Source organism: Pseudomonas sp. NGC7, assembly GCF_047159675.1.
GTDB lineage: Bacteria > Pseudomonadota > Gammaproteobacteria > Pseudomonadales > Pseudomonadaceae > Aquipseudomonas > Aquipseudomonas kermanshahensis.
Window position 1 is genome coordinate 2,158,763 of record NZ_BAAFZY010000001.1, and the last position, 25,983, is coordinate 2,184,745.

Here is a 25,983-nt window from a genome sequence, read left to right on the forward strand (position 1 = left end):
AGGCCGGTAAAGGCAACAAGAAACCAAAAGGATTTATACATGACCAGCACCACCCACACCGACGTGGTCCAACGCCAGTTCGGCGAGCAGGCCAACGCCTACCTCAGCAGCGCCGTGCACGCCCAGGGCACCGAATTCGCCCTGCTGCAAGCCGCGCTGGCCGGCCAGGCCGAGGCTCGCGTGCTGGACCTGGGCTGCGGTGCCGGTCATGTCAGTTTCCACGTTGCGCCCCTTGTCACCGAAGTGGTCGCTTACGACCTGTCGCAATCCATGCTCGACGTGGTGGCCAGTGCCGCCGCCGACCGTGGCCTGGGCAATATCATCACGCAACGCGGCGCCGCCGAACGCCTGCCGTTCGCCGACGCCTCGTTCGACTTCGTTTTCAGCCGCTACTCGGCACACCACTGGAGCGACCTGGGCCTGGCCCTGCGCGAAGTGCGCCGGGTACTGAAACCGGGTGGGGTGGCGGCCTTCATCGATGTCATGTCGCCGGGCAGCCCGTTGCTCGACACCTACCTGCAAACCGTTGAGGTGCTGCGCGACACCAGCCACGTGCGCGACTATTCCGTCGCCGAATGGCAACGCCAGGTTAGCGAAGCCGGCCTGCATGTGCGCAGCCACACCCGCCAGCCGCTGCGCCTGGAGTTTGGCACCTGGGTCGAGCGTATGCGTACCCCCGAACCGATGCGTGTGGCCATACGCCAATTGCAGCAAGCCATGGGCGAGGAAGTGCGGCAGTATTACCAGATTGAAGCCGACGGCTCGTTCAGCACCGATGTGCTGGTACTGTGGGCTGAGCGCTGAGTTTTTTTCGGTGTGGCCGAGCTGGCCGCACCGCTTGAATGGATAGAGGAAAGCATGAGCAAGCAGATTCTGATTCTCCCAGGTGATGGCATTGGCCCGGAAATCATGGCCGAGGCGGTGAAGGTGCTGGAGCTGGCCAATGACAAGTTCCAGCTCGGCTTCAGCCTGGCCCACGACGTGATTGGTGGCGCGGCCATCGACAAGCACGGCGTACCGCTGGCTGATGAGACCCTGGAACGTGCGCGCCAGGCCGATGCCGTGTTGCTGGGCGCTGTGGGCGGCCCGAAATGGGACAAGATCGAGCGTGACATTCGCCCTGAGCGCGGCCTGCTGAAAATCCGTTCGCAACTGGGCCTGTTCGCCAACCTGCGCCCGGCCATCCTCTACCCGCAACTGGCCGATGCCTCGTCGCTCAAGCCGGAAATCGTCTCGGGCCTGGATATCCTCATCGTTCGCGAACTGACCGGTGGCATTTATTTCGGCGCGCCACGTGGCCAGCGTGAACTCGAAGGCGGCGAGCGCCAGGCTTATGACACGCTGCCCTACAGCGAAAGCGAAGTGCGCCGTATTGCCCGCGTCGGCTTCGACATGGCCCGTGTGCGCGGCAAGAAGCTGTGTTCGGTGGACAAGGCCAACGTTCTGGCCTCCAGCCAATTGTGGCGCGAAGTGGTCGAAGACGTGGCCAAGGATTACCCGGATGTCGAGCTGAGCCACATGTACGTGGACAACGCCGCCATGCAGCTGGTGCGCGCGCCCAAGCAGTTCGACGTGGTAGTGACCGACAACATGTTCGGTGACATCCTGTCGGATGAAGCTTCCATGCTGACCGGTTCCATCGGCATGCTGCCGTCGGCGTCGCTGGATGCCAACAACAAGGGCATGTACGAGCCGTGCCATGGCTCTGCGCCGGACATCGCTGGGCAGGGCATCGCCAACCCGCTGGCGACCATTCTGTCGGTGTCGATGATGCTGCGTTACAGCTTCAACCAGCACGCTGCCGCAGAGGCCATCGAGCAGGCGGTCAGCCTGGTGCTGGACAAAGGGCTGCGCACCGGTGACATCTGGTCGGCCGGCTGCGACAAAGTAGGCACGCAGGAAATGGGCGACGCAGTAGTCGCAGCGCTGCGGAATCTGTAATCTCTCTGGCCCGCCACCGTTTTTGGTCGGTGGCGGCCCACTTTTAGCAAAGGTGTAGTTGCGATGAAACGTGTAGGTCTGATCGGTTGGCGCGGTATGGTCGGTTCCGTGCTCATGCAGCGGATGCTGGAGGAGCAGGATTTCGACCTTATCGAGCCGGTGTTCTTCACCACCTCCAATGTCGGTGGCCAAGGCCCGAACGTGGGCAAGGATATTGCTCCGCTCAAGGACGCTTATTCGATTGAAGAACTCAAGACCCTCGACGTGATCCTGACCTGTCAGGGCGGCGACTACACCAACGAGGTCTTCCCCAAGCTGCGTGAGGCGGGCTGGCAGGGTTACTGGATCGATGCCGCCTCGTCGCTGCGCATGCAGGACGATGCAGTGATCGTGCTCGACCCAGTCAACCGCAAGGTTATCGACCAGCAGCTCGATGCCGGTACCAAGAACTACATCGGCGGCAACTGCACCGTCAGCCTGATGCTGATGGGCCTGGGTGGCCTGTTCGAAGCTGGCCTGGTCGAGTGGATGAGCGCCATGACCTACCAGGCGGCCTCCGGTGCCGGCGCGCAGAACATGCGTGAGCTGATCAAGCAGATGGGCGCTACTCACGCGGCTGTGGCCGATGACCTGGCCAACCCGGCCAGCGCCATTCTCGACATCGACCGCAAGGTCGCCGAGGCCATGCGCAGCGAAGCCTACCCGACCGAGAACTTCGGCGTGCCGCTGGCTGGCAGCCTGATCCCGTGGATCGACAAGGAACTGCCGAACGGCCAGAGCCGCGAAGAGTGGAAGGCCCAGGCCGAAACCAACAAGATCCTCGGCCGCTTCAAGAGCCCGATCCCGGTCGATGGCATTTGCGTGCGCATCGGCGCCATGCGCTGCCACAGCCAGGCGCTGACCATCAAGCTGAACAAGGACGTGCCGCTGGCCGATATCGAAGGCATGATCAGCCAGCACAACCCGTGGGTGAAGCTGGTGCCGAACCAGCGCGAGATCAGCATGCAGGAACTGAGCCCGACCAATGTAACCGGTACCCTGAACATTCCGGTAGGTCGCCTGCGCAAGCTGAACATGGGTTCCCAGTACCTGGGCGCGTTCACCGTCGGCGACCAGCTGCTGTGGGGCGCTGCCGAGCCGCTGCGCCGCATGCTGCGGATTCTGCTGGAACGTTGAGCCGGGTTTGAGCGTTCGAAGCCCTGCAAGGCGTTGGCCTTGCAGGGCTTTTTTTTGCACAGCGTTGGCGATGGGCAGCTCATGCGCGATCGAGCGGTTTGTCAGCTGCAATCACGGCTGGTCAAGTCCGTAGCTAAAGAACTGAGAGTCACCCCCCAAGGGTTTAAGCGAAACCGTACCATCCTGCCCTACATCCAGGAATTGACCAGTCTTCTTGTTCTGAAGTCGAATCGTGTAGAGCTGCGCGCTTAGCAATAACCAGGTGAGTCTGTCCGCGCGCGGTTGCGCGCACCCCTGAAGCTTCAACTCGTCGTTCAGGCATTGACCTGCGCCGTTCATCAGTGTGATCTCGTTACCTCCACCTGGTATGTTGGTCGTGCTGATCCAGTACCAACTTTTCAGGGGATTGGGCTCGCAGGTCGACATTGCTACTGTTTCGCCCGAAGTTATCATGCAGCGATTTTTATGCACCACTGTGAGCTTCACTAGCGCTTGTTTCTGGAAACGTTGGCCTGGGCTGTAGGTCAGCGGGGCAAGCACGGGGGTGCTGTTACTTTGGCTGGCGGTGATGAACTTTCCGGTAGTCAGTTCCTGTAGATAGATGTCAGACGGGGTCTGGGTCAGGTCTTGGCGTGTCCACCAAACGGTATCTTTGCGCGGGAAATGGCATTCGCCAGTTGCTAAACGGGCGTTGATGCAACGGCCCGAGAGGTCGACTGGCTCGTATGCGTCGAACTGATGGGGGAACACATTCTTGGGTGGGAGGCGCCAAATTGCGTCCGCATTGCAGGTCGCAAGTTTCAAACCTTGATCGGTGGCTGTTAGGCAGGCGTTTCGTTCTTTTGAATACAGATATAGCGGCTCCCAGACCTGATTTATCTGCTCGCCGTGCTCAGCCCCCATGCTAATGACCAGGGGAAGGCGGTTATCTTCCAGCTGTCGCTCATAAACGACGGCGTTATCCACCTTGAGCACCGCTTTGACAGGTTTACGCTGGGAGTTGACATTGAAAACGGCCGTTTTCAACGTGTCTTTCGCGATGGGGCCGGCGTAGAGTGGGTGTGTTTCTATGGCGCCGCTGGCGTAATGAATATCGACCCGATAACTGTGCGGGTTGTGATCGTCGCCTGGCATGAAATGTTGCAATTCGTTATCGCTGCTATTGGGGAGCAAGTCCAGGTCGCGGGGGCCAGTGGGGGTAATGAATTTGCCTGTGTTGCTTTCTTGCAGCTTCAGCAGGCGAGAATGATTCGTGAGGTCTATGCGGCCGCGCCAGCGAACTTGTCGTTCGGCGTTGACGCAACTGCGAAAGTGAAAATTGAATTCCAGGCATTTTCCCTCCCTGTTACGCACGATGACAATCGGCGCGAGTGGCGCTTCCGCTGCGTTATTAGGGGGTACGGTTTCTATGGTTAATTGAGCCGATTCGTCATCGCAAGCTTTCAATACCAGCAGGTCGTTCTCCGAGGCGAGGCATTGCGAGGTTGTCGTCATCAATACGGAATAGCTCGCGCTGCGCTGTGGGCGGGTCGCAGAACTGGCAGATAACTGTGCAGGCCTGAAGACATTCCCATAGTTGCTCAAAATGGCCGGATAGATTTGGTTGATGCCGTCCCGGTTGTGGGACGGGTCTGAAAAGGTCGCCACCAAGGTATGTACCGGCACTGCAGTTTCAGTAGGGACTTGATTTGATTCGGGCGAAAGCAACGACGGTAGGGCGGCAGGTTGCTGAATGCCTGAGTCAGGGAGGCCGTGAGAGGGGGCAGTCACCGCAAGGCCTTTGTCTTCCTTGGCGGCAACGGCAGTGACGCCAATGGCCGGCGGGCGGTGGTCGTCAAACACATCAGCGTACTTTGCGCCGTCCGGCAGCCGTCCGAAGCGCTGTTGTACACGCAGCGTCTGCTGGTGGTTATAGGGAGAAATATAGCGCTTCCAACTGGCGCCTTCTGTCGATTTCAGGCCCAGTTTTTCGAACTCGTCAATCAAGGGCGCCGAAGCGGGACCGGAAGCCCAAGGAGGGGCGGAGAGTGATCCAACAACCTGGCCGAAGTAGTGCAAGCCCAAATAGTCTACCGGGAGACTGTAGCGGTGTGGGTCTGGATGTGTGTGTGGCAGAAAGACATTGTCATACGCCCTATACGACCAGTCTTCGTAGCGTGGGGGTGTATCGTGGGGAAGGCCAAAGGCGTGGCCTGTTTCATGCCAGAAGCCATCGGGGAAGTAAGGGTAATTACAGCTGTTACCTCCACAGCTGGCGGCTACGCCTGGCGGCAATGGAGGCATGCCGTTTGGCGTGTCAAGCAATTGCCCCGTAATGGCCACAGGGTATCCCGCTTTCTTGTCGCCCAGGTTCGAAGCCGCGCGCCAGTAGTGGCCCATGCCCACTTTGGCCGGTAACGTCTTGTCGCCGAACGCAGCCCACTCCATGCCATTCGTTTTGTCGTAAACATGCGGCTTTTGGTCGGGGCCCATGGCAATGATGCGTGGCCAGTAGGCTTTGCCGGTCCCTAGGTGAAGGCGTTGAGTGGGCAGTTCGGAGAGCATTTCCCGTGCTGCAATACGCGCGGCAGTGGGGTTGTACTCACCGTCGAACTGTTCGAGGGTATCCCTGCACGTCGACTCATCCTTGAAGATGCAGCCCTTGATGTTCATCAGCGTCAGCCCCTCGCTTTCAGGGGTCATGAACACGAATTTGTAAGTGGGTAGTGAGCCTTTATTGTTCGGGTTGCCAGCTTGCTGAAAACTGATGCGTGCATCAGCGGTGAACAGGTTCCAGGGTATCTGATAGGTGAACGTGTTTTCCCTGAACTTCGGGTAGCTGCCTTCAATGGTCTTTCCAGAGAAGGTGTCCGTCTGGTCATATACCGCAGTGCCTGGAAGCGCTTCCGGGCGATCCATGCGTACGGTGGTGGTGCGGCCCTGCCGCGTTATGATCATCTCAACGTCAGTGACGGGCTTGTTGGGCCTGAACAGGACCAAGGCCGCTTTGTGCGGCACCAGAAAAGGGTCGAAGATTCTGCGAGTCGCCGCTACCACATGCGTTTGGGCAAAATCTACCTGCCCCCCCAGAGTGCCCTGCAGATCATTCCTCGGCGCATCCGCGAAGTTAGTCGGGTCGTAATCCTGAGGTGCGCAGGCGCTAGTGGCCAAACAGGACAAAAGTGTTGTTACCAGTAGTGGGCGCATAACGTGTCCCTTGATGAACAGACGTCATGCAAGAGTGGTGGCGATCGAGAAATCCCGAAACTGGCAAAAATGTCAGGTAGCGCCTGTCGTTCTCACCGGCCTGATGTTCGACTGTCGGTCGCAGAGGGGCTGGCGTATCGAGGGTGTTCGTTGTTCCATAATCCGAGTAAAGTGCCGCCCCCCCGCCGTTTCAGCAAAAGGATCCCCTCCATGACCCAACCTCTGGACATCGCCGTCGTCGGCGCCACCGGTAGCGTCGGTGAAACCCTCGTACAGATCCTCGAAGAGCTGGCATTTCCGGTCGCGACCCTGCACCTGCTGGCCAGCATGGAGTCGGCGGGCAGCAGCGTGATGTTCGCAGGCAAAAAGATCAAGGTGCGTGAAGTCGACAGTTTCGATTTCGCCCAGGTCAAGCTGGCCTTCTTCGCTGCCAGCCCTGCCGTCAGCCGCAGTTTCGCCAACAAAGCCCAGCAGGCGGGCTGCACGGTCATCGACCTGTCCGGTGGCCTTGACGACGCCCTTGCCGTGGTGCCGGAAGCCAATGCCGACAGCATCGCCAACCTTAAGCTGCCTGCGCGCTTGGCCAGCCCTGGCTCTGCAGCCGTTGCCCTGGCTGTCGCGCTGGCACCACTGAAAGGCCTGCTGGACATCGAACGGGTGCAGGTCATGGCCAACCTGGCGGTCTCTGCCCAAGGCCGCGAAGCGGTCAACGAACTGGCCCGTCAAACCGCCGAGCTGCTCAATGCCCGCCCGTTGGAGCCGCGCTTCTTCGACCGCCAGGTGGCGTTCAACCTGCTGGCCCAGGTGGGTGCGGTTGACGAACAAGGCCATGCTGGCCTTGAGCGGCGTCTGGTCAGCGAGCTGCGCGAGTTGCTGGGGCAGCCCGAGCTGAAGATTTCCGTGACCTGCATTCAAGTCCCGGTGTTTTTCGGCGATAGCTTCAGTGTGGCGGTGCAAAGCCGTAAACCGGTAGACCTGGTGGCAGTCAATGCTGCGTTGGAGAGTGCCGACAGCGTCGAGCTGGTCGAGCGAGACGATTATCCGACGCCGGTAGGTGACGCAGTGGGCCAAGACGTGGTCTATGTTGGACGTGTACGCCATGGTGTCGATGACGACCAGCAGCTCAACCTCTGGCTGACCACCGACAACCTGCGCAAAGGCGCCGCGCTCAATGCTGTGCAAGTGGCGCAATTGTTGATTAAACACAGGCTGTAAAAGATACTGCGAGCACTTTTGTCCTGCTCTGCATGCAGGTTTCGGGACGATTCATACAAGGGAAGAGGTCATGCTTCGAATTCGCAAACTGGTTCTGGCCATGGCGGCTGCCTCGGCGCTGTCGTCGGGCATGGCCAATGCGTTGGGCTTGGGGGAGCTGACCCTCAAGTCGGCACAGAATCAGCCGCTGGACGCCGAGATCGAATTGCTCGACGTGCGCGACCTCACTGCCGCCGAAGTGGCGCCCAGCCTGGCGCCGCCGGAAGAGTTCAGCAAGGCGGGGGTAACCTTTGCGACTTACCTCGAAGACCTGACATTCACGCCGGTGATCAACCCCAACGGCAAGAGCGTGCTGCGCGTCACCTCCAGCCAGCCGCTGCCGGGGTCTGTGGTCAAGTTTCTGGTGCAGGTGATGTGGCCGCAGGGGCGACTGCTGCGTGACTACAGCGTCCTGCTCGACCAGGCCAAGGCCCAGGGCAAGCAGCCTGCGCCAGGCAATGTTGCACCCGCAGTGACGGGTGCCAGCAGCTACACCACTCAGCGCCGCGACACCCTGTGGCAGATTGCTGCGCGCAACAGCCAGGGCGGCTCGATTCAGCAGACCATGATTGCGATCCAGGCGCTGAACCCGGACGCCTTCATCGGCAACAACATCAACCAGTTGAAGGTGGGCCAGGTACTGCGCCTGCCCGACCAGCAACAAATCCAGGCCATTGCTCAGGGCGAGGCGGTTCGCGACGTGGCCGAGCAGTATGCGGCCTGGCGTGAAGGCCGGCGCCTGGGGCCGCGTGCCCGTCAGCTCGACGCCACCCGCCGCGGTGCCGCCGAGGCCGCGCCAGAGCGCATTGCCCAGGGTGACAACCTGCGCCTGGTCAGCCCCGGCAACCAGGCAGGTGCTGCGCCGGCCAAAGGCCTGAACGACAAACTGGCCGTGGCCCAGGAAAGCCTCGATACCAGCCGTCGTGACAACGATGAGCTCAAGAGCCGCATGGCGGACCTGCAGAGCCAACTGGACAAGCTGCAGCGTCTGATCGCACTGAAAAACGACCAGTTGGCCCGGCTTGAAGCCCAGGGCGCAGCAGGTGAGGCGCCAGTCGCCGCTGCGCTGCCAGGCGAGCCTGCGCCGGCCAATCCGGCAGCTAACGCCGAGCCGGACGTAAAACCTGCACCGGCGGCCGTCGATACAGCGCCGGCCAGTGTGCCTGACGCCCAGCCGCGCGCTGACGGCGTGCTTGGCAACCCGTTGCTGCTGTGGCTGATTGCAGGGTCTGCGTTCCTCGTGCTGTTGCTGCTGCTGGTGCTGTTGATGCGCAAGCGCAAGGCCCAGGAAGAAGCCGAGAAACACCTGCGCATGGCGCGGGCCTTGGCTGAGGAAGAGCAGGGTGCGGGCCTGGATATCGATGCCGACAGCTTTGAAGGCCTGGAGGTCTCTGCGCCGAGCGTAACGCTGTCGCCAGCGGTGGTCGCGGCGTCTGCTGCTGCCGCCACTGCTGCAGAAAAGCCCGCGGTCGCGCTCGCAGAGCCAGCGCCGCAGCCAGACACGACGGCCGCCCTGTTGGCGGAAGTCGAGCAAAGCCTGCAAAGCGGCCGCCTGAACCATGCCGCCGAGCTGCTTGAAACGGCCCTTGCCGCAGCGCCTGAGCGTGACGTACTGCGCCTGAAACTGATGGAAGTGTATGCCCGTCAGGGTGATCACAGTGCGTTCGTCGAGCAGGAGCGTGTGCTGCCAGCGACTGAGCAGAATGTTGCTCAGGTTGACGAACTCAAAGGCCGTTTCCCAGCCATGCTGGGGCTGGCCGCCGCCGGTTTGGGTGCGGCAGCGTTGGCTGCCGAGATGGATGAGCAGTACGTGCAGGGCCTGCTGCAGGACCAGCCTGAGGCGCCGGTGGTTGAAGACATCGTGCCCGAGGGCGCGTCAGAGGCCGAGCCAGAGGTGCTGTCGGAGCCCGATTTCGTCGCAGAGCAAGCGCTGGACGACATCGTTGAGCCTGAGGTCGAGGCCATCAGCGAAGTTCCAGCGCTTGATGCGTCGGACCTGGACAGTGACTTCGACCTGAGTCTGGGTGAAGACCTGCCCGAGGAAGACCCGTTGGCAGCGCCGCTGCTCGACGAGCCAGTGCTGGACGAAGTGCAGGTAGAGGAACAGCCCGCTGCCGTGGAGGCTGAGCTGCAAGCTGACGCTGAAAAAGACGCTGAAACAGACGTCGCAGCCGATGCCGATGCTGATTTCGAGGCGATGCTGGCGCAGGCCGAGCCGCAGCCCGTTGCCGATCTGGATGATTTCGACCTCGACGTCAGCGAGCCCGTAGCCCCGGCTGTCGCCGAACAGACGCCGGTAGACGTTGCCGACGAGCTGGCAGCCTTCGACAGCGTGCCGGCGTTTGACCCGACCACCGAACTGGACCTGCCGTCGGACTTCGACCTTTCGCTGTCGCTGGAGGATGACTCGCCGGCTGCCAAGAGCTTTGCTTCGGAGCTGGATGACGTCAACGCGGAGCTGGACAAGCTGTCCCAGAACCTCGAGTCGCCTTCGCTGGAACCGCACTTCACCGCTGAAGACGCCGTTGAGCAGCCCGAGCCCGAGCCGCTGGACGACTTGGACTTCGACTTCTTCTCTGGCAGTGATGAAGTCGCCACCAAGCTCGACCTGGCGCGCGCCTACATCGACATGGGCGACCACCAGGGCGCCCGTGACATCCTCGATGAAGTCGTCAAGGACGGCGACGGGACGCAGCGTCAGGAAGCCGAGGACCTGTTGTCTCGGTTGGTCTGAGCCCCGTTCTGAGGTCTCGCGGCTAAACAGATGTAACCACCCCCAACGGCAGCCCAACAGGGCTGCCGTTGTCGTTATAATCCCGCCATTGCGTAATCACCACAGGTTTCATGCTTTTGGACATCATCGACACCACCGCCGAATCTGCGGCTGAAGGCTACTCCCGCATCGCCCTGGGCGTGGAATACAAGGGCTCGCGCTACCGCGGCTGGCAGCGCCAGGCCAGCGGCGTGCCCAGCGTCCAGCAAGCCCTCGAGCAGGCGTTGTCGAAAGTCGCGAACGAGCCGATTTCCGTGATCTGTGCCGGGCGTACTGATGCCGGGGTTCACGGTTGCGGGCAAATCGTGCACTTCGACACGCGCGCCATCCGCGATGAGCGCGCCTGGACCCTGGGCACCAATTTCAACCTGCCCCACGACATCAGTGTGGTCTGGTCGCGCCCGATGCCGGCGGACTTCCATGCCCGCTTCAAGGCCACCGCCCGGCGTTACCGCTACGTCATCTACAACGACCCGATCCGCCCCGCGCACCTGGCCGAGGAGGTGACCTGGAACCACCGCCCGCTGGATGTCGAGCGCATGGCCGAAGCCGCCGAGTTCCTGCTCGGTACCCATGACTTCAGCGCCTTCCGCGCCAGCCAGTGCCAAGCCAAGTCGCCGATCAAACACATCCATCACCTGCGCGTCACCCGCCATGGCCAGATGATCGTGCTGGACGTGCGCGCCACGGCGTTCCTGCACCACATGGTGCGTAACATCGCCGGTGTGTTGATGACCATCGGCGCGGGTGAGCGGCCCGCCACCTGGGCGCGGGAAGTACTGGAAGGGCGCAACCGCCGCGAGGGTGGGGTGACGGCACACCCGTACGGTTTGTACCTGGTGCAAGTGGAATACCCCGAAGCCTTCCAATTGCCCCAGCGTTACATCGGCCCACACTTTTTGACCGGCTACGAGGCATTGGCAGACTGACGGGCCAAAAGCCTTTTGCTAACATCCGGCCTTCACCGAAACAGCAGGGTTCGCAGTCCATGAGCAACGTTCGCAGCAAGATCTGCGGGATTACCCGCATCGAAGACGCGCTGGCTGCCGCCGAGGCGGGGGCCGATGCCATCGGCTTCGTCTTCTACGCCAAGAGCCCGCGTGCCGTGGACGTGCGCCAGGCGCGCGCGATCATTGCCGAGCTGCCGCCGTTCGTGACCACCGTCGGGTTGTTCGTCAACGCCTCGCGTTGCGAGCTGAACGAGATCCTCGAAGTGGTTCCCCTGGACCTGCTACAGTTCCACGGCGACGAAACCCCGCAAGACTGTGAAGGCTTCCATCGCCCCTGGATCAAGGCCCTGCGCGTGCGCCCGGGTGATGATCTGGAAGCGGCCTGCCGGCTTTATGCTGGCGCCTGCGGTATCTTGCTGGACACCTATGTGCCCGGCGTGCCCGGGGGCACGGGTGAAGCCTTTGACTGGTCGCTGGTGCCGGCGCGCCTGAGCAAGCCGATTATCCTGGCCGGTGGCCTGGACGCGCAGAATGTCGGCCGGGCCATTGCCCAGGTCAGGCCTTATGCGGTGGATGTCAGCGGCGGTGTGGAGCAGGCCAAGGGCATCAAGGATGCGGCAAAGATCGAAGCCTTCATGCGTGCGGTGAAACAGGCGTGACGGTGGATGTGACGGTTGGCGGCGCACCATCGTCCATAGCTATCGCAGCCCCTGCGGGGCGCCCGCCGATGCGGTGGGCGAACAACACATTAACGGTGGCGCGGCGCGCCGGAAGCCCCGGCGGCCGTGCCATCATCGTTTCATAAAAGATTTTGAGCTCAAGGGCAGGGCAGGCCGGTTACGCCGGCCCCCGCCCGCCGATACTGGAGAAAGAAAGCATGAGCAACTGGTTAGTCGACAAACTGATCCCTTCGATCATGCGTTCCGAGGTGAAGAAGAGCTCGGTGCCTGAAGGCCTGTGGCACAAGTGCCCGGCTTGCGAGGCCGTGCTGTATCGTCCGGAGCTGGAAAAGACCCTCGATGTCTGCCCTAAGTGCAACCACCACATGCGCATCGGCGCACGTGCGCGTATCGACATCTTCCTCGACGCCGAAGGCCGTGCTGAGCTGGGCGCCGAGCTGGAGCCGGTCGACCGCCTGAAATTCCGCGATGGCAAGAAGTACAAGGACCGCCTCACCGGTGCGCAGAAGCAGACCGGCGAAAAAGACGCGCTGATCTCCATGAGCGGTACCCTGATGGGCATGCCGATCGTGGTCAGCGCGTTCGAATTCTCCTTCATGGGCGGCTCCATGGGTGCCATCGTCGGTGAGCGTTTCGTTCGCGCCGCCAACTACGCCTTGGAAAACCGCTGCCCAATGGTCTGTTTCTCGGCCTCCGGTGGCGCACGTATGCAGGAAGCGCTGATCTCGCTGATGCAGATGGCCAAGACCTCGGCTGTGCTGGCGCGCCTGCGTGAAGAAGGCATTCCGTTCATCTCCGTGCTGACCGACCCGGTCTACGGCGGCGTTTCCGCCAGCCTGGCGATGCTGGGCGACGTCATCGTCGGCGAGCCCAAGGCACTGATCGGCTTTGCCGGCCCGCGCGTGATCGAGCAGACCGTACGCGAGAAGCTGCCAGAAGGCTTCCAGCGCAGCGAGTTCCTGCTGGAACACGGCGCTATCGACCTGATCATCTCCCGTGGCGAACTGCGCCCGCGCCTGGCCCGTCTGCTGGCGCAGATGACCGGCCAGGAAACCCCGGAGCAGGCACGTGAGGCGGCTGCGGTCGCGTGATGAAACAACGATCCCTGGGCGAATGGCTCGCCTACCTCGAGCAGTTGCACCCTTCGGCCATCGACATGGGGCTGGAGCGTTCGCAGAACGTGCTTGCCCGCCTGGCGCTGGGCAAGTTGGCGCCGCGCGTGGTGACCGTCACTGGCACCAATGGCAAGGGTTCCACCTGCGCCTTCGTCGCCGCGATGCTGCGTGCCCAGGGGCTCAAGGTGGGCGTGTACAGCTCGCCACACCTGTTGCGTTACAACGAGCGGGTGTTCATCGATGGCCAAGAGGCCAGTGATGAGCGCCTGTGCGAAGCCTTCGCCGCCGTCGAGGCGGCGCGAGGCGACATTTCCCTGACCTATTTCGAGATGGGCACCCTGGCGGCGTTCTGGTTGTTCTACCAGTCCAAGCTGGATGCCGTGGTGCTCGAAGTGGGGCTCGGTGGCCGTCTGGACACCGTGAACGTGGTGGATGCCGACCTGGCGCTGGTGACCAGCATCGGCGTCGACCATGTCGATTACCTGGGTGATACGCGTGAGCTTGTCGCTTTCGAAAAGGCCGGCATCTTCCGCGCTGGCAAGCCGGCGCTGTGTGGCGACCTTGACCCGCCGCAGCCCTTGCTGGACAAGGCCCATGAGCTGGCGGCGCCGTTGTTCTTGCGTGGGCGTGACTTCGACCTGGAAAGCACAGGCGACAGCTGGCACTGGCGTGGGACCACGGCCGAAGGTGCGCTGGTAGCATTGCGCGATCTGCCGTTGCTAGACCTGCCCATGGAAAACGCCACCCTGGCCCTACAGGCCTACCTGTTGATGGGCCTGCCCTGGGATGCCGGTCAATTGCGCCAGGCGCTGCTCGATACCCGTATCACCGGTCGCCTCGATCGCCGTGAAGTGCGCTGGCAGGGCAAGCGTGTGGAGCTGTTGCTGGATGTCGGCCATAACCCGCATGCTGCGGCGTACCTGGCACGGCGCCTGGCGGTAAGGCCGGTCAAGGGGCGCCGCCTGGCAGTGTTCGGCCTGCTGGCCGACAAGGATCTGCCGGGCGTTGTCGAGCCTTTGCAGGCGCTGGTCGACGACTGGGCGGTCGCACCGCTGGACACGCCGCGCAGCCGTCCGGCCGCAGAACTGGCTGACGCCTTGACGAACCTCGGCGCCGCAGTGAAGTCTTATGCCAGCGTCGACGCGGCCCTCGAAGGGCAATGCGCGCAGGCGACGGCGGATGATCAGGTCCTGCTGTTCGGTTCGTTTTTCTGTGTCGCCCAGGCCCTGGAGTGGTTGGCGCGGCAGGCCCCGGAGGGTTGAGTAGATGGCAGTGCTGGATAAAGGGATGAAACAGCGCATGGTAGGTGCGTTGGTGCTGGTGGCGCTGGCGGTGATCTTCCTGCCGATGCTGTTCACCCGCGAGGACGAGATGCGCCAGGTGCGTGTCGAGGCCCCGCAGGCGCCGGCCATGCCGAGCCTGCCAGAGGTGCAAGTGGAGCCGGTCGCCGTGCCGGAGCCGCAGGTCCTTCCGGAAGAGCCGCAGCAGCCACCGGTGGTGGTTGACGAGTCTACCGCGCCAGCCAGCACGCCTAGCCAGCCGATTACGCCATCCCCGCAGACGCAAACGCAGGCCCAGGCTGCCAAGCCGCCAGCGCCCAAGGTTGAAGCCACACCGGCCGCCACCCCTGCGCCTGCCGTTGCCGCCGCCAAGCCGGCAGCGCCGTCTAAGATCGACGTGAATGGGTTGCCGGTCAGTTGGTCTATCCAGCTGGCCAGCCTTTCCAATCGTGCCGGGGCTGAAAGCCTGCAGCAGACGTTGCGAAGCCAGGGCTACAACGCCTACATCCGCTCGGCGGGTGGTATGAACCGGGTGTATGTCGGGCCACTGATCGAGCGCGCCGAGGCCGAGCGCGTACGTGATGCAATCAACCGCAAGCACAGCCTCAAAGGCTTTGTGGTGCGCTTCCAGCCCGAGCGCGGCTGATAGCGCTGCCTCTTTGTAGGAGCGGCCTTGCGTCGCGAAAGGGCTGCGAAGCGGCCCCAGGCTCCTGGCTTAGATACAAGAATCGCAGGGGCCGCTTCGCAGCCCTTTCGCGACGCAAGGCCGCTCCTACAAGTATCGCGCAGTTGTTAATCGGCCCGACATTCCGCTTACCCCCAGCCCGCCGCTCTGGTAAAATGCGCCGCCTCAAACGTCTGCAGGCAGCACCGTGGCATTTACCTGGGTTGATTGGGCGATCATCGCGATCATCGCCGTCTCCACACTGATCAGTCTCAAGCGCGGCTTCGTCAAGGAAGCCTTGTCCTTGCTCATCTGGATCATTGCCGGTGCGGTTGCCTGGATGTTCGGTGGCTCGCTCTCGGTGTATCTTGAAAGCTACATCCAGACGCCATCGATGCGCATCATCGCAGGCTGCGCCATTCTTTTCGTCGCCACCCTGCTGGTGGGGGCCATGGTCAACTTCCTGGTCGGCGAGCTGATCCGCGTGACCGGGCTGTCGGGTACCGATCGTTTCCTCGGCATGGCTTTCGGCGCCGCGCGCGGGGCCTTGCTGGTGGTAGTGGCCATCGGGCTGCTTAGCCTGGGGCCGGTTCAACAAGACACTTGGTGGCAGGAATCACGCCTGATACCACAATTTCTCTTGGTCGCTGACTGGTCGAAAAACCTGATTCTGGGTTTCACCAGCCAGTGGATGTCCAGTGGGGTGATCAGCACACCGGCTGATCTCCCGTTCAAGGAACAGTTGCTCGGGCCGGCAAAGCCCTGAGCGCTATTCACTCAAGTTTCGTCAAAGTAGGGGTTGCGTCGCATGTGTGGCATCGTCGGTATCGTCGGTAAGTCGAACGTCAATCAGGCGCTGTATGACGCGCTTACGGTCCTCCAGCACCGCGGCCAGGACGCTGCCGGTATCGTGACCAGCCATGACGGCCGGTTATTCCTGCGCAAGGATAATGGCTTGGTGCGCGATGTCTTCCAGCAGCGCCACATGCAGCGGCTGGTCGGCCACATGGGTATCGGCCACGTGCGCTACCCAACGGCGGGCAGCTCGACCTCGGCCGAGGCCCAGCCGTTCTACGTCAACTCGCCGTACGGCATCACCCTGGCGCACAACGGCAACCTGACCAACGTCGAGCAGTTGGCCAAGGAGATCTACGAGTCCGACCTGCGCCACGTCAACACCAATTCCGACTCGGAAGTGCTGCTGAACGTGTTCGCCCACGAGCTGGCCGTACGCGGCAAGCTGCAGCCGACCGAAGAAGACGTGTTCGCTGCGGTTTCCCACGTGCACAGCCGCTGCGTAGGTGGTTATGCGGTGGTGGCCATGGTCACCGGTTATGGCATCGTCGGTTTCCGTGACCCGAACGGTATTCGCCCGGTGGTGTTCGGCCAGCGTCACACCGACGAAGGTGTGGAGTACATGATCGCCTCCGAAAGCGTCGCCCTGGACGTGCTCGGCTTCACCCTGATCCGCGACCTGGCGCCGGGCGAAGCGGTGTACATCACCGAAGAAGGCCAGCTGTACACCAAGCAGTGTGCACAAAACCCGAAACTGCAGCCGTGCATCTTCGAACACGTCTACCTCGCCCGTCCGGACTCGATCATGGATGGCGTCTCGGTGTACAAGGCGCGCCTGCGCATGGGCGAAAAGCTGGCCGAGAAGATCCAGCGTGAACGCCCTGAGCACAACATCGACGTGGTCATCCCAATCCCGGACACCAGCCGCACTGCGGCGCTGGAACTGGCCAACCACCTGGGCGTCAAGTTCCGCGAAGGCTTCGTCAAGAACCGCTACATCGGCCGTACCTTCATCATGCCCGGCCAGGCTGCGCGCAAGAAATCGGTACGCCAGAAGCTCAACGCCATCGAGCTGGAATTCCGCGGCAAGAACGTGATGCTGGTGGACGACTCGATCGTGCGCGGCACCACCTGCAAGCAGATCATCCAGATGGCCCGCGAAGCCGGCGCCAAGAACGTCTACTTCTGCTCCGCAGCCCCTGCGGTGCGCTACCCCAACGTCTACGGCATCGACATGCCGAGCGCTCACGAACTGATCGCCCACAACCGCACCACCGAACAGGTGGCCGAGTTGATCGGCGCCGACTGGCTGATTTACCAGGACCTGCCGGACCTGATCGAATCGGTCGGTGGCGGCAAGATCAAGATCGAGCACTTCGATTGCGCAGTGTTCAATGGTGAATACGTCACCGGCGACATCGACGCAGCCTACCTTGATCGTATCGAGCAGGCCCGTAACGACCTGGCGAAGGTGAAGACCCAGGCGGTCAGCGCGATCATCGACCTCTACAACAACTGATTAGGGAGCGACGGCATGACGGATCAATGGGATGCCGGACGACTGGACAGTGACCTCGAGGGTGTCGGCTTCGACACCCTGGCGGTGCGCGCCGGGCAAAACCGTACACCAGAGGCCGAGCACAGCGAAGCGCTGTTCCTGACCTCCAGCTATGTTTTCCGTACGGCTGCCGATGCGGCTGCACGCTTTGCTGGCGAAACGCCAGGTAACGTCTACTCGCGCTACACCAACCCGACTGTGCGTGCCTTCGAGGAACGCCTGGCGGCCATGGAGGGCGCCGAGCAGGCAGTGGCGACGTCCACCGGTATGGCGGCGATCCTTGCCGTGGTCATGTCGCTGTGCAGCGCCGGTGACCATGTGCTGGTGTCGCAGAGCGTATTTGGCTCGACCATCAGCCTGTTCGAGAAATACTTCAAGCGCTTCGGCGTCGAGGTGGACTACGTGCCGCTGGTCGACCTGTCGGGTTGGGAAAAGGCCATCAAGGCCAATACCAAGCTGCTGATCGTCGAGTCGCCGTCCAACCCGCTGGCCGAGCTGGTCGATATCACTGCTCTCAGCGAAGTCGCCCACGCGCGTGGCGCCATGCTGGTGGTGGACAACTGCTTCAGCACCCCGGCACTGCAGCAGCCGCTCAAGCTGGGTGCCGACATCGTGTTCCACTCGGCAACCAAGTTCATCGATGGCCAAGGCCGTTGCATGGGCGGTGTGGTGGCTGGGCGCAGTGAGCAGATGAAAGAAGTGGTGGGCTTCCTGCGTACAGCAGGCCCGACCCTCAGCCCGTTCAATGCGTGGATCTTCACCAAAGGCCTGGAAACGCTCAAGCTACGCATGCGTGCGCACTGCGAGAGCGCTCAGCAACTGGCTGAGTGGCTGGAGCAGCAGGACGGCATCGAGAAAGTGCATTACGCCGGCCTGCCAAGCCACCCGCAGCACGAACTGGCCAAGCGCCAGATGAGCGGCTTTGGTGCGGTGGTCAGCTTCGAGGTCAAGGGCGGCAAAGAGGGCGCCTGGCGCTTCATCGATGCCACGCGGGTCATCTCGATCACCACCAACCTGGGTGACAGCAAGACCACCATCGCGCACCCTGCCACCACCTCCCACGGCCGCTTGTCGCCGCAGGAACGTGAGGCAGCGGGTATCCGCGACAGCCTGGTCCGCGTCGCCGTGGGCCTTGAAGATGTGGCCGACTTGCAGGCAGACCTCGCGCGTGGGTTGGCGGCACTGTGATTGAAATCAGCGGCAGTAAGCCAGGCCATAACGGCCGGGTAGCCTTGGTGACTGGTGCCGCTCGCGGCATCGGCCTGGGGATTGCCGCCTGGTTGATCTGCGAAGGCTGGCAGGTGGTGCTCAGCGACCTTGACCGCCCACGCGGGGCCAAGGTGGCCAAGGCGTTGGGTGACAACGCCTGGTTCATCACCATGGACGTTGCCGACGAGGCGCAGGTCAGTGCCGGGGTGTCCGAGGTACTGGGGCAGTTCGGTCGGCTCGACGCGCTGGTGTGCAATGCGGCGATCGCCAACCCGCACAACCAGACGCTGGAAAGCCTTAGCCTGGCGCAATGGAACCGCGTACTGGCGGTCAACCTCAATGGCCCGATGCTGCTGGCCAAGCATTGCGCACCTTACCTGCGTGCGCATAACGGGGCGATCGTCAACCTGACCTCGACCCGGGCACGGCAGTCCGAACCGGACACCGAAGCCTATGCGGCAAGCAAGGGCGGCCTGGTTGCGTTGACCCATGCCCTGGCCATGAGCCTGGGCCCGGAGATCCGCGTCAATGCGGTGAGCCCGGGCTGGATCGATGCACGAGACCCTTCCCAGCGCCGTGCCGAACCGTTGACCGATGCCGACCATGCCCAGCACCCGACGGGCAGGGTAGGGACGGTGGAAGACGTGGCGGCCATGGTGGCCTGGCTGTTGTCGCGCCAAGCGGCTTTCGTCACCGGCCAGGAGTTCGTGGTCGATGGCGGCATGACCCGCAAGATGATCTACACCTGAGCTGTCAGATGTTAAGAAGGGGACCGAAAGGTCCCCTTTTTGTTTCCAGCGATTATTCATCGCGCGACCGCTTGGTGCAGGGGTAGCCTTATGCTGCGAAGAGGGCAGTGAGCTCAAGCTGAATCATCGGTGCTTTCATCGGCCTCTTCGCAGCACAAGGCTGCTCCTACAGTGAAGGCAGCATTGATCCGTTGGCCTCACACCGGCAAACCTCTTTTTTGCCCTTTTTGAAAAAAAATTCAATGGGGGTATTGACTTAGCATCGGTACCTGCGTAAATTTCGCGGCCTCAGCGAAGCAAACGCAACAAGCAACATCGCGGGGGTGATTAGCTCAGCCGGGAGAGCATCTGCCTTACAAGCAGAGGGTCGGCGGTTCGATCCCGTCATCACCCACCACTTCCTGAGCGTTCCTGGTGCAGGAAGCTTCGAAAGAAGCAGATAGCCAGAGAGGAACAAGGCCTGATAAGCCACGACGTAAGTCACTATGCGCAGCGGTAGTTCAGTCGGTTAGAATACCGGCCTGTCACGCCGGGGGTCGCGGGTTCGAGTCCCGTCCGCTGCGCCACTTTTTAGTAACAGATGGGTGCCTTGCACCGGTCTGAGACCGAAAGGCAAATATGCCTGAGGTCGATCCCAGTTTCAATCGGGCGCAAGCCTGAACGATACGCAGCGGTAGTTCAGTCGGTTAGAATACCGGCCTGTCACGCCGGGGGTCGCGGGTTCGAGTCCCGTCCGCTGCGCCATCTTAGCTTCGAAGCCCCTTGAACGCTTCGAAGCAACAAAAAGAGCGATCAACGTGTCGCTTTTTTTGTGCCTGACTTCACTGTGCCCTTGGCCGGTAAGCAGGCAACAGGTTTCAACTGGGCGCAAGCCCAAGCGATACGCAGCGGTAGTTCAGTCGGTTAGAATACCGGCCTGTCACGCCGGGGGTCGCGGGTTCGAGTCCCGTCCGCTGCGCCATCTTCGCCTCGAGGCCCCTTGAACGCCTCGAAGCAACGTGAAAAGCGACCTTAGGGTCGCTTTTTTCGTTTTCACGCCCCGCCAGCCCACATTTACACGAAGCTGACAGACTCTTCACGGATGAACGGTTTCAGTGCCCGTGCGCAGTGATGCACAATAGGCACCTTCTCGACTTACCCGGAATTCGCAATGACCAGATCATCCGTCTTTGGTGCGCTCGGGCTGGCCCTGGTGCTGGCGGGCGTGACCGGTTGTTCCTCAAAAAAAGCTGCCATCTACGAACATGAGAACTTCGATGACTCGGGCACCTTCTCGCGCAGCTTCCCGGTGACCGATGCCGGCTCCTGCGAGGCCGCTCGCCGCGCCTTGCTCAGCCAGGGTTACATCATTACCAGCAGCGGTGCCAACCAGGTGACCGGCAACAAGAGCTTTCAGCAGAACAGCGAAAACCACCTGCAGATCAGCTTCAACGTTACCTGCGCACCCGACGTGAGCGACGAGCAGCGCTCGACCATGTTCGCCAACGCCCTGCAGGACCGCTACAGCCTGAAGAAATCCAACACTTCCGCCAGCCTTGGCGTGGGCGTGCTGGGTTCTGTGTCCATGCCGATAGGCTCCAGTGATGACTCGATGGTCAAGGTCGCCAGTGAGACGGTGACGGCGGCGCAGTTCTACGACCGTTACTTCGCACTGGTAGAGAGCTATCTACCGAAGCCGAAAAAAGCCAGTAAGGCTAAGGCCAAAGTCGAGCCTGAGGCGCCCGCCCCCAAGGTTGAAAAGCCAGCGGTCGACCTGGGGCTGCCGGAGCAGGCGGCTGCAGCGCCTGTGGCCGCTCCTGTAACGCCCGCGGCTGAAGCCACACCAGCGGCTGAAAACACGCCTGTACCTGCCCCCGTTGCCCCCGCCAGCGAAGTGCCAGCAGCGCCAGCGGCGAATGACAGCCAGGGGTCACAGCCTGTAGCGCCGCCCGCCGAACCTGCGCCTATCCAGGTGCAACAGGAGACACAGCCTGCAGAGCCCGTACCCGCGGCGCTCTGACACATTCCCTGTTACAGACAGGCGGCGATAACGCCGTCGATTCCTGCTACGTTTACTTCTCATGAGCTTGTCATCATTCCTTCACCCAACCTGCTTAGGTTGAAGGCGACATCTACGAAGACAAATGAGAAAAGAGGACGCAGGGCAATGGATGAATATCAGGAAGAGCTGCTCGAGTTCCAGGCATACGAACTGGACACCCCGGAACCCGCCGACGACGCCACCGAGCTTTAGCCGGCCTGCCGCTGACTGCGGCGAAACTCCCCCGGCGTGAGGCCGGTCCAGCGCTTGAATGCGCGCTGGAAAGCCTCTGCCGAAGCAAACCCCAACAGATAAGCGATTTCGCCGAAAGCCAGCTCCGTGTCACGGATGTAGGTTTCGGCCAGGTCGCGCCGTGTCTCGTTCAACACGTCGCGAAAACGCGTTCCTTCTTCGGCCAGCTTGCGCCGCAATGTCCAGGTCGGCAGTTGCAGGCTCAACGCCACTTCGTCCAGGTCCGGTTCGCGGCCGCCATTGAGCAGCGGGCCGAGCAGGTGCGTGATGCGTTCACCGAGGCTGCGCACCCGCGTGCGCTGTTGCAACTCCGCTTCGCAAAGCTGCAGCAGGTGCTGCCAGGTGCTCGGGCAGTGTTGCGGGTTGGCCATCTGCAGGGTGGCGCGGCTCAGGCGCAGTTGATTGCCGTCGGCGCCGAATTGCACCGGGGTGCTGCACAGCGCCTGATACTGGGCGGCATAGGGCGGCGCAGCAAATTCGATTTCAAGCCGTTCGGCCTGCAGCACAGTCCCCGCCAGGTCGCCCAGTTGCGCCAGCCAGCCGGCGAGCAGGGAGTCGACCACGAAGCGGTTGTAGGTGTTGTAGGGGCTGATGGAATAAAAACGCAGCCAGGCGCCTTGGGCATCTTCCTGGAAGCGCGAGTGGCCCCGGTAGTTGGCAGCGTACAGCGGCTCGAAGCGCAACAAGGTGCGCGCCGCTTCGCCCACGGTGGGCGCCTGGGCTGCGGTGATGCCCGCAAGGCCTGCATGCGCCAGACGGCTGAGGCGGCCCATGTGCAGGCCCAAGGCCGGCTCGGCGCACAGCGCGATGGCGGCATGCCCAAGGTGCATGTAACGCGGGATCGACAGGCGTGCTCCGGCTTCGGCCAGGCGTGCCCCGTCAAGGCCATAGCGTTGCAGCAGGGGCGCAGGGTCGTGGCCCAGCACGCGCAATGCCTCGGCCAGTGGCTGGACAAACCCTACCGACAGATCACCCAGGCGCACGCGGGGGCGGGCCACGGGGTTACAACCAGAGGTTCAGCAGGCGGGCGCCATGGCTGGGGTTGCCCGCCAGCAGTTGACCCGACTGATGGGCGAAGCCCTGGCCATCGCTGGCCTGCTCCCAGAACTGCCCACGCATGAACACGCTCATGCTGCTGACGTCTTCGCCAGCGGCCTGGGTCAGGCGTTGCCAGGCGTTTTGTTCGCTGACTTCGCCACGCTTGAGGGCGAGCTCCGCCGCCGCGTCCTGATGGCGATTGCCACGCCATGGCGCCTCCCAGCTGCCTTTGCCACTGAGGAATACCGGGTTGGCGATCAATTGCACGGATTGTTGTGTCAGTTGCTGGTGGTTTTCCGGGTACCAGCTGTCACTGCCGACCAGTACGCCCAGGCGCCCGGCCGGGGTTTGCAGTACCTGCAGCGGTTGCTGGCGGCCATCATGGATGAAACGGCGCGTTTCGCTGTCCGGATACTGCTGACGCTGTGGCTGGCCCAGCAGCGAGCCGTCGCCGGCAAACACCACGCTGCTGTTGTACAGCGGGCCATTACCGGCGTGCAGCACACCTTGTTTGACATAGGGGGCCGGCAGCACGATGGAGCCGGCCACCAGGGTGACACCAAACTCCTTGGCCAGGCCCCCGAACAACTGCTGATAATCGGCGGCCATCTGCTCGGCCTTCATGCGCAGGTGGGCATCGCTGCGCCAGTCGTCGGCGTTGGCGCGCAGCATGGCCAGGCCATAGCGCAGCGGGTTGCTCAGCTCCAGCCATTGCAAGGCCTCGCGGCTCTGCGTGACTTGGTACAGCTCGTTCTTTTCACCCCGTGCCCACAGCCAGGTACCGATGTGCTCGGGCAGCACCACCACCGTGCGTGGGCCGACCAGCCCCTGTACGCGAGCCTGCTGCAAATAGGCCGAAAGCTTGCGGTGCAGGCGTTGCAGGTTCTGGTAGTCACTGGGGTAGAGCAGCGGTTCGACGCCAAGCAAATTGCCTCGCTCACCGGGCACGCCATGGTTGAGCGCCAGCTCGATGCGCAGGTCGGAAAGGTAATGGCCTTCCGGGCGCTGCTGGGTCCAGAAGCCGTAGCCGCACAGGGCGGCTATCATCACCAGCGCCAAGGCGCTTGCCAGAAGTTTTTGCATGAAGCGGTACAGCGCCTTGGAAGTTGGAGTTGTCTAGGGTAGCCCTGCTGTGCGGGAGGATCAATAAGTTGTCAGTTTCGATCATTGAGGCTGTTCAAACAGCTGTTTAATGTCAGTGGCAGATAAACGACGGGGCCCGCCAGCTGGCGAGGCACCCGCATTCCGTGATCACGCCACAGGGGGACATTCCATGGCTGCCGACCGTTATCCGCACCTGCTCGCACCGCTCGACCTGGGCTTCACCACCTTGCGCAACCGCACCCTGATGGGTTCGATGCACACCGGTCTTGAAGAACGCCCCGGCGGCTTCGAGCGCATGGCGGCCTATTTTGCCGAGCGCGCCCGTGGCGGCGTCGGCCTGATGGTCACCGGCGGTATCGCTCCGAATGACGAAGGCGGCGTCTATTCCGGCGCTGCCAAGCTCAGCACCGAGGAAGAGGCCGACAAGCACCGCATCGTGACCGAGGCGGTGCATGCCGCTGGCGGCAAGATCTGCCTGCAGATCCTCCATGCCGGGCGCTATGCCTACAGCCCGCGCCAGGTCGCGCCCAGCGCCATCCAGGCGCCGATCAACCCGTTCAAGCCCAAAGAACTGGACGAAGCAGGCATCGAGAAACAGATCGCCGATTTCGTCATTTGCGCCGCGCTGGCCCAGCGGGCCGGCTATGACGGAGTCGAGATCATGGGTTCGGAAGGCTACTTCATCAACCAGTTCCTGGCCGCCCACACCAACCACCGTACCGACAGGTGGGGGGGCAGCTATGAAAACCGCATGCGCCTGGCCGTCGAGATCGTCAGCCGTGTGCGTGAGGCGGTGGGCCCGAACTTCATCATCATCTTCCGCCTGTCGATGCTCGACCTGGTCGAAGGGGGCAGCACCTGGGACGAAATCGAGCTGCTGGCCAAGGCCATCGAGCAGGCGGGGGCGACCCTGATCAACACCGGTATCGGTTGGCACGAAGCGCGTATCCCAACCATCGCCACCAAAGTGCCGCGGGCGGCGTTCAGCAAGGTCACCGCCAAGCTGCGTGGCACCGTGAGCATTCCGCTGATCACCACCAACCGCATCAACACCCCGGAAGTCGCCGAGGCGGTGCTCGCCGAAGGCGATGCTGACATGGTTTCGATGGCCCGGCCGTTCCTGGCCGACCCGGACTTCGTCAACAAGGCCGCTGCCGGGCGCGCTGACGAGATCAACACCTGCATCGGTTGCAACCAAGCCTGCCTGGACCACACCTTCGGCGGCAAGCTGACCAGTTGCCTGGTCAACCCGCGCGCCTGCCACGAGACCGAACTCAACTACCTGCCTGTGCGCACCGTGAAGCGTATTGCCGTTGTCGGTGCTGGCCCGGCCGGCTTGGCTGCCGCCACCGTGGCCGCCGAGCGGGGCCACCAGGTGACCTTGTTCGATGCCGCCAGCGAGATCGGCGGGCAGTTCAACGTGGCGAAGCGGGTGCCGGGCAAGGAAGAGTTCTTCGAGACCCTGCGCTATTTCCGTAACAAGCTGAGCAGCACTGGCGTAGACCTGCGCCTGAACACCCGTGTCGATGTACAGGCGCTGGTGGACGGCGGCTTCGACGAGGTCATCCTGGCCACAGGGATTGCGCCGCGTACGCCAGCGATCCCGGGGGTCGAGCATGCCAAGGTGCTCAGCTACCTGGACGTGCTGCTCCAGCGTAAGCCAGTCGGCCATGCGGTCGCGGTGATTGGCGCCGGTGGCATCGGTTTCGATGTGTCCGAATACCTGGTGCACCAGGGCGTGGCCAGCAGCCAGGACCGCGAGGCGTTCTGGAAAGAGTGGGGCATCGACACCCAGCTCGAGGCCCGCGGGGGTGTGGCCGGCATCAAGGCTGCGCCGCACGCGCCGGCACGCCAGGTGTATCTGCTGCAGCGCAAGCAGTCCAAGGTCGGCGACGGGTTGGGCAAGACCACCGGCTGGATCCACCGGACGGGGCTCAAGAACAAGCAGGTGCAGATGCTCAACGGCGTGGAGTACCTGGGTATCGATGATGCCGGCTTGCATATTCGGGTCGGCGGCGGTGAGCCGCAATTGCTGGCAGTGGACAACGTGGTGATCTGTGCCGGGCAGGAGCCGCTGCGAGAGCTGCAAGAAGGCTTGCTGGCCGCAGGCCAGTCGGTGCACTTGATCGGTGGCGCGGATGTGGCGGCCGAGCTGGATGCCAAGCGGGCGATCAACCAAGGCTCGCGGTTGGCTGCCGAGCTTTGAGATAGCCGGGGGCCGCGAAGCGGCCCCCGATGT

19 protein-coding genes and 4 tRNA genes are annotated in these 25,983 nt (G+C 62.5%); 20 read left to right on the top strand and 3 right to left on the bottom strand.

Annotated features, from left to right (window positions below; all coding sequences use genetic code 11):
* Positions 1–39: 39 nt before the first annotated feature.
* The 3 genes from ACMCNM_RS09920 to asd all read left to right on the top strand — a co-directional run bounded on the left by ACMCNM_RS09920 (position 40) and on the right by asd (position 3,117).
* Positions 40–804: a class I SAM-dependent methyltransferase gene (locus ACMCNM_RS09920; RefSeq protein ID WP_186682028.1), complete on the top strand. Its 765-nt coding sequence runs from the start codon at positions 40–42 to the stop codon at positions 802–804.
* Between the two features lie 54 nt (positions 805–858).
* A complete protein-coding gene (leuB, locus tag ACMCNM_RS09925) occupies positions 859–1,941 on the top strand; it encodes a 3-isopropylmalate dehydrogenase (RefSeq protein WP_186682030.1) in 1,083 nt (360 codons plus the stop codon).
* A gap of 63 nt (positions 1,942–2,004) precedes the next feature.
* Entirely contained in the window at positions 2,005–3,117 is a 1,113-nt protein-coding gene (gene asd / locus ACMCNM_RS09930; RefSeq protein WP_027596728.1) for an aspartate-semialdehyde dehydrogenase, read from the top strand.
* A gap of 111 nt (positions 3,118–3,228) precedes the next feature.
* Here asd and ACMCNM_RS09935 read toward each other — a convergent pair whose 3' ends face one another.
* Positions 3,229–6,303 carry a TagA domain-containing protein gene (locus ACMCNM_RS09935; RefSeq protein WP_412764275.1) on the bottom strand — a complete coding sequence of 1,025 codons (3,075 nt, stop codon included), beginning with the start codon at positions 6,301–6,303 and terminating at the stop codon, positions 3,229–3,231.
* Between the two features lie 210 nt (positions 6,304–6,513).
* On the opposite strand from ACMCNM_RS09935, the gene ACMCNM_RS09940 reads away from it, so the two are divergent.
* The 16 genes from ACMCNM_RS09940 to ACMCNM_RS10015 all read left to right on the top strand — a co-directional run bounded on the left by ACMCNM_RS09940 (position 6,514) and on the right by ACMCNM_RS10015 (position 21,329).
* Positions 6,514–7,518, top strand: coding sequence for an aspartate-semialdehyde dehydrogenase (locus ACMCNM_RS09940; RefSeq protein WP_412764276.1), 1,005 nt, complete (start codon positions 6,514–6,516; stop codon positions 7,516–7,518).
* Between the two features lie 70 nt (positions 7,519–7,588).
* Positions 7,589–10,291, top strand: coding sequence for a FimV/HubP family polar landmark protein (locus tag ACMCNM_RS09945; RefSeq protein ID WP_412764277.1), 2,703 nt, complete (start codon positions 7,589–7,591; stop codon positions 10,289–10,291).
* 110 nt (positions 10,292–10,401) lie between these two features.
* Complete coding sequence (truA, locus tag ACMCNM_RS09950; RefSeq protein ID WP_099453327.1) at positions 10,402–11,259, top strand: tRNA pseudouridine(38-40) synthase TruA; 858 nt, start codon at positions 10,402–10,404, stop codon at positions 11,257–11,259.
* Between the two features lie 59 nt (positions 11,260–11,318).
* Positions 11,319–11,939: a phosphoribosylanthranilate isomerase gene (locus ACMCNM_RS09955; protein WP_412764278.1), complete on the top strand. Its 621-nt coding sequence runs from the start codon at positions 11,319–11,321 to the stop codon at positions 11,937–11,939.
* A gap of 218 nt (positions 11,940–12,157) precedes the next feature.
* Positions 12,158–13,051 (top strand): acetyl-CoA carboxylase, carboxyltransferase subunit beta, encoded by an 894-nt coding sequence (accD, locus tag ACMCNM_RS09960; RefSeq protein WP_027596723.1) that lies wholly within the window; start codon positions 12,158–12,160, stop codon positions 13,049–13,051.
* Entirely contained in the window at positions 13,051–14,337 is a 1,287-nt protein-coding gene (folC, locus tag ACMCNM_RS09965; RefSeq protein ID WP_412764279.1) for a bifunctional tetrahydrofolate synthase/dihydrofolate synthase, read from the top strand. Before accD ends, folC begins: the two co-directional genes overlap by 1 nt.
* Positions 14,338–14,341: 4 nt before the next feature.
* Positions 14,342–15,001, top strand: a complete 660-nt coding sequence (locus tag ACMCNM_RS09970) for an SPOR domain-containing protein (protein WP_099453330.1) — start codon at positions 14,342–14,344, stop codon at positions 14,999–15,001.
* Positions 15,002–15,227: 226 nt separating this feature from the next.
* Complete coding sequence (locus ACMCNM_RS09975; RefSeq protein WP_012313468.1) at positions 15,228–15,785, top strand: CvpA family protein; 558 nt, start codon at positions 15,228–15,230, stop codon at positions 15,783–15,785.
* A 42-nt stretch (positions 15,786–15,827) separates the two neighbouring features.
* On the top strand, positions 15,828–17,333 hold the full coding sequence (gene purF, locus ACMCNM_RS09980; protein ID WP_027596720.1) for an amidophosphoribosyltransferase: 1,506 nt from the start codon (positions 15,828–15,830) through the stop codon (positions 17,331–17,333).
* Between the two features lie 15 nt (positions 17,334–17,348).
* The gene (locus ACMCNM_RS09985) at positions 17,349–18,560 is read left to right on the top strand and encodes an O-succinylhomoserine sulfhydrylase (RefSeq protein ID WP_085273675.1); all 1,212 of its coding nucleotides are present in this window, start codon (positions 17,349–17,351) and stop codon (positions 18,558–18,560) included.
* Positions 18,557–19,330, top strand: a complete 774-nt coding sequence (locus tag ACMCNM_RS09990) for an SDR family oxidoreductase (RefSeq protein WP_027596718.1) — start codon at positions 18,557–18,559, stop codon at positions 19,328–19,330. Before ACMCNM_RS09985 ends, ACMCNM_RS09990 begins: the two co-directional genes overlap by 4 nt.
* Positions 19,331–19,651: 321 nt before the next feature.
* Positions 19,652–19,727, top strand: a tRNA-Val gene (locus tag ACMCNM_RS09995).
* 92 nt (positions 19,728–19,819) lie between these two features.
* A tRNA-Asp gene (locus ACMCNM_RS10000) sits at positions 19,820–19,896 on the top strand.
* 101 nt (positions 19,897–19,997) lie between these two features.
* A tRNA-Asp gene (locus tag ACMCNM_RS10005) sits at positions 19,998–20,074 on the top strand.
* 140 nt (positions 20,075–20,214) lie between these two features.
* Positions 20,215–20,291 (top strand) — tRNA-Asp (locus ACMCNM_RS10010).
* A 189-nt stretch (positions 20,292–20,480) separates the two neighbouring features.
* Positions 20,481–21,329, top strand: a complete 849-nt coding sequence (locus tag ACMCNM_RS10015) for a DUF2242 domain-containing protein (protein WP_412764280.1) — start codon at positions 20,481–20,483, stop codon at positions 21,327–21,329.
* Between the two features lie 230 nt (positions 21,330–21,559).
* Here ACMCNM_RS10015 and ACMCNM_RS10020 read toward each other — a convergent pair whose 3' ends face one another.
* Together ACMCNM_RS10020 and ACMCNM_RS10025 are read right to left on the bottom strand one after the other, a co-directional pair.
* Positions 21,560–22,600: an AraC family transcriptional regulator gene (locus tag ACMCNM_RS10020; protein ID WP_412764281.1), complete on the bottom strand. Its 1,041-nt coding sequence runs from the start codon at positions 22,598–22,600 to the stop codon at positions 21,560–21,562.
* A gap of 4 nt (positions 22,601–22,604) precedes the next feature.
* Entirely contained in the window at positions 22,605–23,723 is a 1,119-nt protein-coding gene (locus ACMCNM_RS10025) for a nitrilase-related carbon-nitrogen hydrolase (RefSeq protein WP_186682044.1), read from the bottom strand.
* Positions 23,724–23,913: 190 nt separating this feature from the next.
* Between ACMCNM_RS10025 and ACMCNM_RS10030 the strand changes: the two genes are divergently transcribed.
* Complete coding sequence (locus tag ACMCNM_RS10030) at positions 23,914–25,950, top strand: FAD-dependent oxidoreductase (RefSeq protein WP_412764282.1); 2,037 nt, start codon at positions 23,914–23,916, stop codon at positions 25,948–25,950.
* Positions 25,951–25,983: the final 33 nt, after the last annotated feature.

What these genes read in the sequence shown, in the direction of transcription:
- ACMCNM_RS09920 (WP_186682028.1), top strand. Translation starts at nt 40, where the DNA reads ATGACCAGCACCACCCACACCGACGTGGTCCAACGCCAGTTCGGCGAG.
- leuB (WP_186682030.1), top strand. Translation starts at nt 859, where the DNA reads ATGAGCAAGCAGATTCTGATTCTCCCAGGTGATGGCATTGGCCCGGAA.
- asd (WP_027596728.1), top strand. Translation starts at nt 2,005, where the DNA reads ATGAAACGTGTAGGTCTGATCGGTTGGCGCGGTATGGTCGGTTCCGTG.
- ACMCNM_RS09935 (WP_412764275.1), bottom strand. Translation starts at nt 6,303, where the DNA reads ATGCGCCCACTACTGGTAACAACACTTTTGTCCTGTTTGGCCACTAGC.
- ACMCNM_RS09940 (WP_412764276.1), top strand. Translation starts at nt 6,514, where the DNA reads ATGACCCAACCTCTGGACATCGCCGTCGTCGGCGCCACCGGTAGCGTC.
- ACMCNM_RS09945 (WP_412764277.1), top strand. Translation starts at nt 7,589, where the DNA reads ATGCTTCGAATTCGCAAACTGGTTCTGGCCATGGCGGCTGCCTCGGCG.
- truA (WP_099453327.1), top strand. Translation starts at nt 10,402, where the DNA reads ATGCTTTTGGACATCATCGACACCACCGCCGAATCTGCGGCTGAAGGC.
- ACMCNM_RS09955 (WP_412764278.1), top strand. Translation starts at nt 11,319, where the DNA reads ATGAGCAACGTTCGCAGCAAGATCTGCGGGATTACCCGCATCGAAGAC.
- accD (WP_027596723.1), top strand. Translation starts at nt 12,158, where the DNA reads ATGAGCAACTGGTTAGTCGACAAACTGATCCCTTCGATCATGCGTTCC.
- folC (WP_412764279.1), top strand. Translation starts at nt 13,051, where the DNA reads ATGAAACAACGATCCCTGGGCGAATGGCTCGCCTACCTCGAGCAGTTG.
- ACMCNM_RS09970 (WP_099453330.1), top strand. Translation starts at nt 14,342, where the DNA reads ATGGCAGTGCTGGATAAAGGGATGAAACAGCGCATGGTAGGTGCGTTG.
- purF (WP_027596720.1), top strand. Translation starts at nt 15,828, where the DNA reads ATGTGTGGCATCGTCGGTATCGTCGGTAAGTCGAACGTCAATCAGGCG.
- ACMCNM_RS09985 (WP_085273675.1), top strand. Translation starts at nt 17,349, where the DNA reads ATGACGGATCAATGGGATGCCGGACGACTGGACAGTGACCTCGAGGGT.
- ACMCNM_RS10015 (WP_412764280.1), top strand. Translation starts at nt 20,481, where the DNA reads ATGACCAGATCATCCGTCTTTGGTGCGCTCGGGCTGGCCCTGGTGCTG.
- ACMCNM_RS10025 (WP_186682044.1), bottom strand. Translation starts at nt 23,723, where the DNA reads ATGCAAAAACTTCTGGCAAGCGCCTTGGCGCTGGTGATGATAGCCGCC.
- ACMCNM_RS10030 (WP_412764282.1), top strand. Translation starts at nt 23,914, where the DNA reads ATGGCTGCCGACCGTTATCCGCACCTGCTCGCACCGCTCGACCTGGGC.